At 55.1% G+C, this 4,995-nt stretch carries 2 rRNA genes; both read left to right on the top strand.

Features of this window, described 5'->3' with window-relative positions:
- Positions 1-1,307 (top strand): 16S ribosomal RNA (locus IFT77_RS16495); the annotation flags it as partial.
- A 473-nt stretch (positions 1,308-1,780) separates the two neighbouring features.
- Positions 1,781-4,904: ribosomal RNA gene (locus IFT77_RS16490) — 23S ribosomal RNA — on the top strand.
- Positions 4,905-4,995 lie beyond the last annotated feature (91 nt).

Genomic DNA, 4,995 nt, shown 5'->3' with positions numbered 1-4,995 from the left:
GGTCAAGGATGGACTCGCGGCCTATCAGCTAGTTGGTGAGGTAATGGCTCACCAAGGCGACGACGGGTAGCCGGCCTGAGAGGGTGACCGGCCACACTGGGACTGAGACACGGCCCAGACTCCTACGGGAGGCAGCAGTGGGGAATATTGCACAATGGGCGCAAGCCTGATGCAGCAACGCCGCGTGAGGGACGACGGCCTTCGGGTTGTAAACCTCTTTTAGTAGGGAAGAAGCGAAAGTGACGGTACCTGCAGAAAAAGCACCGGCTAACTACGTGCCAGCAGCCGCGGTAATACGTAGGGTGCAAGCGTTGTCCGGAATTATTGGGCGTAAAGAGCTCGTAGGCGGTTTGTCGCGTCTGCTGTGAAATCTGGGGGCTCAACCCCCAGCCTGCAGTGGGTACGGGCAGACTAGAGTGCGGTAGGGGAGATTGGAATTCCTGGTGTAGCGGTGGAATGCGCAGATATCAGGAGGAACACCGATGGCGAAGGCAGATCTCTGGGCCGTAACTGACGCTGAGGAGCGAAAGCATGGGGAGCGAACAGGATTAGATACCCTGGTAGTCCATGCCGTAAACGTTGGGAACTAGATGTGGGGACCATTCCACGGTCTCCGTGTCGCAGCTAACGCATTAAGTTCCCCGCCTGGGGAGTACGGCCGCAAGGCTAAAACTCAAAGGAATTGACGGGGGCCCGCACAAGCGGCGGAGCATGCGGATTAATTCGATGCAACGCGAAGAACCTTACCAAGGCTTGACATATACCGGAAAGGGCCAGAGATGGTCGCCCCGCAAGGTCGGTATACAGGTGGTGCATGGTTGTCGTCAGCTCGTGTCGTGAGATGTTGGGTTAAGTCCCGCAACGAGCGCAACCCTCGTTCTATGTTGCCAGCACGTTATGGTGGGAACTCATAGGAGACTGCCGGGGTCAACTCGGAGGAAGGTGGGGATGACGTCAAATCATCATGCCCCTTATGTCTTGGGCTTCACGCATGCTACAATGGCCGGTACAAAGGGCTGCGATACCGTAAGGTGGAGCGAATCCCAAAAAGCCGGTCTCAGTTCGGATTGAGGTCTGCAACTCGACCTCATGAAGTCGGAGTCGCTAGTAATCGCAGATCAGCAACGCTGCGGTGAATACGTTCCCGGGCCTTGTACACACCGCCCGTCAAGTCATGAAAGTCGGTAACACCCGAAGCCAGTGGCCTAACCCCTTGTGGGATGGAGCTGTCGAAGGTGGGATCGGTGATTAGGACTAAGTCGTAACAAGGTAGCCGTACCGGAAGGTGCGGCTGGATCACCTCCTTTCTAAGGAGCATGTACCAGCCCCGCGGTATACACGGGGATTCATCTGGTCAAGTCAGTTCCGAAGCGAATGTCTTCGGCTGGCGCTCATGGGTGGAACATTGACAATGACTTTCCGGTGAGCCGGTCAGCTTCAGTACGTCACCTTCTAGGTGTCTGGAACGAGAGGGCTGGGGAGCGGGGGAGTGTGCACGCTGTTGGGTCCTGAGGGACCAAACCGGTTGGTCGGAAGATCAACGGGTTGACTCCTCTGGGCCAGGAAAGTCCTGCATCAATCGCAGGGTGATTCTGGTGCCGCCCGTATTTTGAGAACTACACAGTGGACGCGAGCATCTTAGTCGCAAGCAAGTGCCGGCCTTCGGGTTGGTGAGTGTTTGTGATACTAAGTGCAATTTCTTAGACCAACCCGCCTTTTAGGTGTGGTTGGCGAATGAGATAACACTGAGTTGCCAGTCTTTGGCTGGCAGCAACTTTGTGGTCAAGTTTCTAAGAGCAAACGGTGGATGCCTTGGCATCTGGAGCCGAAGAAGGACGTAGAAATCTGCGATAAGCCTCGGGGAGCTGATAATCGAGCCCTGATCCGAGGATGTCCGAATGGGGAAACCCCGCCAGGCGTTTTGACCTGGTGACTCCCGCCTGAATATATAGGGCGGGTAGAGGGAACGTGGGGAAGTGAAACATCTCAGTACCCACAGGAAGAGAAAACAACAGTGATTCCGTCAGTAGTGGCGAGCGAAATCGGAAGAGGCTAAACCGGTCATGTGTGATAGACGGCGGTCGTTGCATGGTCGGGGTTGTGGGACCCGTTGTCCTGTTCTGCCGGACAGGAGCAGTTACAGCGCAGTATAGGCGAACAGCTTTGAATGGCTGGTCATAGAGGGTGCGAACCCCGTAGCCGAAATGCTGGCGCTGGCTGAATGGGGATCCCAAGTAGCTCGGGGCCCGAGAAATCCCGTGTGAATCTGTCAGGACCACCTGATAAGCCTAAATACTCCCAGATGACCGATAGCGGACAAGTACCGTGAGGGAAAGGTGAAAAGTACCCCGGGAGGGGAGTGAAATAGTACCTGAAACCGTTTGCTTACAAACCGTTGGAGCCTCCTTGTAGGGGTGACAGCGTGCCTTTTGAAGAATGAGCCTGCGAGTTAGCGATATGTGGCGAGGTTAACCCGTGTGGGGTAGCCGTAGCGAAAGCGAGTCTTAAGAGGGCGATACAGTCGCATGTCCTAGACCCGAAGCGAAGTGATCTATCCATGGCCAGGTTGAAGCGACGGTAAGACGTCGTGGAGGACCGAACCCACTTCAGTTGAAAATGGAGGGGATGAGCTGTGGATAGGGGTGAAAGGCCAATCAAACTTCGTGATAGCTGGTTCTCTCCGAAATGCATTTAGGTGCAGCGTTGCGTGTTTCTTGCCGGAGGTAGAGCTACTGGATGGCCGATGGGGCCCAAAAGCTTACTGACGTCAGCCAAACTCCGAATGCCGGTAAGTGAGAGCGCAGCAGTGAGACAGTGGGGGATAAGCTTCATTGTCGAGAGGGAAACAACCCAGACTACCAGCTAAGGTCCCTAAGCGTGTGCTAAGTGGGAAAGGATGTGGAGTTGCAGAGACAACCAGGAGGTTGGCTTAGAAGCAGCCACCCTTGAAAGAGTGCGTAATAGCTCACTGGTCAAGTGATTCCGCGCCGACAATGTAACGGGGCTCAAGCACACCACCGAAGCTGTAGATTTCGTATTATAGACAAGCCTTCGTGGTTCAGTCGTACGGAGTGGTAGGAGAGCGTCGTGTGGCCAGTGAAGCGGCGGTGTAAACCAGCCGTGGAGGCCACACGAGTGAGAATGCAGGCATGAGTAGCGAAAGACGGGTGAGAAACCCGTCCTCCGAAAGACCAAGGGTTCCAGGGCCAGGTTAATCCGCCCTGGGTAAGTCGGGACCTAAGGCGAGGCCGACAGGCGTAGTCGATGGACAACGGGTTGATATTCCCGTACCGGCGAAGAACCGCCCAAGATAATCCAGTGGTGCTAAGAGTCCTAACCCGGCTGAGTGGATCCCTTCGGGGTGATGCCGGCCGGTCTAACGCTCGACCCCATGCTGGTGCGTTTAGCGTATTAACAGGTGTGACGCAGGAAGGTAGCTGAGCCAGGCGATGGTATCCGTAAGGTGAACCTGGTGTAAGGATGTAGGGCTGACGATAGGCAAATCCGTCGTCAATGCGCCTGAGATCCGATGCGTACCCCGATTGGGGGAAATCAGTGATCCTATGCTGCCGAGAAAAGCATCGACGCGAGGTTCAAGCCGCCCGTACCCCAAACCGACTCAGGTGGTCAGGTAGAGAATACCAAGGAGATCGAGAGAATCGTGGTTAAGGAACTCGGCAAAATGCCCCCGTAACTTCGGGAGAAGGGGGGCCGGAACCGTGATGGGATTTACTCCCGGAGCGGGAAAGGCCGCAGAGACCAGTGGGAAGCGACTGTTTACTAAAAACACAGGTCCGTGCCAAGTCGCAAGACGATGTATACGGACTGACGCCTGCCCGGTGCTGGAAGGTTAAGAGGAACGGTTAGCGCAAGCGAAGCTGAGAATTTAAGCCCCAGTAAACGGCGGTGGTAACTATAACCATCCTAAGGTAGCGAAATTCCTTGTCGGGTAAGTTCCGACCTGCACGAATGGCGTAACGACTTCCCAGCTGTCTCAACCGCGAACTCGGCGAAATTGCACTACGAGTAAAGATGCTCGTTACGCGCAGCAGGACGGAAAGACCCCGTGACCTTTACTACAGCTTGGTATTGGTGTTCGGAGTGGCTTGTGTAGGATAGGTGGGAGACTGTGAAGCTTGGACGCTAGTTCAGGTGGAGTCATTGTTGAAATACCACTCTGGTCACTTTGGATATCTAACTACGAACCGTGATCCGGTTCTGGGACAGTGCCTGGTGGGTAGTTTAACTGGGGCGGTTGCCTCCTAAAGAGTAACGGAGGCGCCCAAAGGTTCCCTCAACCTGGTTGGCAATCAGGTGTCGAGTGTAAGTGCACAAGGGAGCTTGACTGTAAGACTGACAAGTCGAGCAGGGACGAAAGTCGGGACTAGTGATCCGGCAGTGGCTTGTGGAAGCGCTGTCGCTCAACGGATAAAAGGTACCTCGGGGATAACAGGCTGATCTTGCCCAAGAGTCCATATCGACGGCATGGTTTGGCACCTCGATGTCGGCTCGTCGCATCCTGGGGCTGGAGTAGGTCCCAAGGGTTGGGCTGTTCGCCCATTAAAGCGGTACGCGAGCTGGGTTTAGAACGTCGTGAGACAGTTCGGTCCCTATCCGCTGCGCGCGTAGGAAATTTGAGAAGATCTATCCCTAGTACGAGAGGACCGGGATGGACGAACCTCTGGTGTGTCAGTTGTTCTGCCAAGAGCACCGCTGATTAGCTACGTTCGGAACGGATAACCGCTGAAAGCATCTAAGCGGGAAGCCGGCTTCGAGATGAGATTTCCATACCCTTCGGGGTGAGAGGCTCCCAGCTAGACTACTGGGTTGATAGGCCGGATGTGGAAGTGGGGACTAACGACCCATGGAGCTGACCGGTACTAATAAGCCGATAACTTGACAACACTCTTCCCCTGTAGAGGAGGAAGAAAGATTGCTACGCGTCCACTATGTGGTTCCCGAAAGACGGTCGGCAACGATCCGCTTTACGGAACA

Source organism: Frigoribacterium sp. CFBP 13729, from assembly GCF_014841875.1.
Taxonomy (GTDB): domain Bacteria; phylum Actinomycetota; class Actinomycetes; order Actinomycetales; family Microbacteriaceae; genus Frigoribacterium.
Note: the sequence above shows the minus strand (reverse complement) of the source record. Positions and strands in the feature narration are given on the sequence as shown.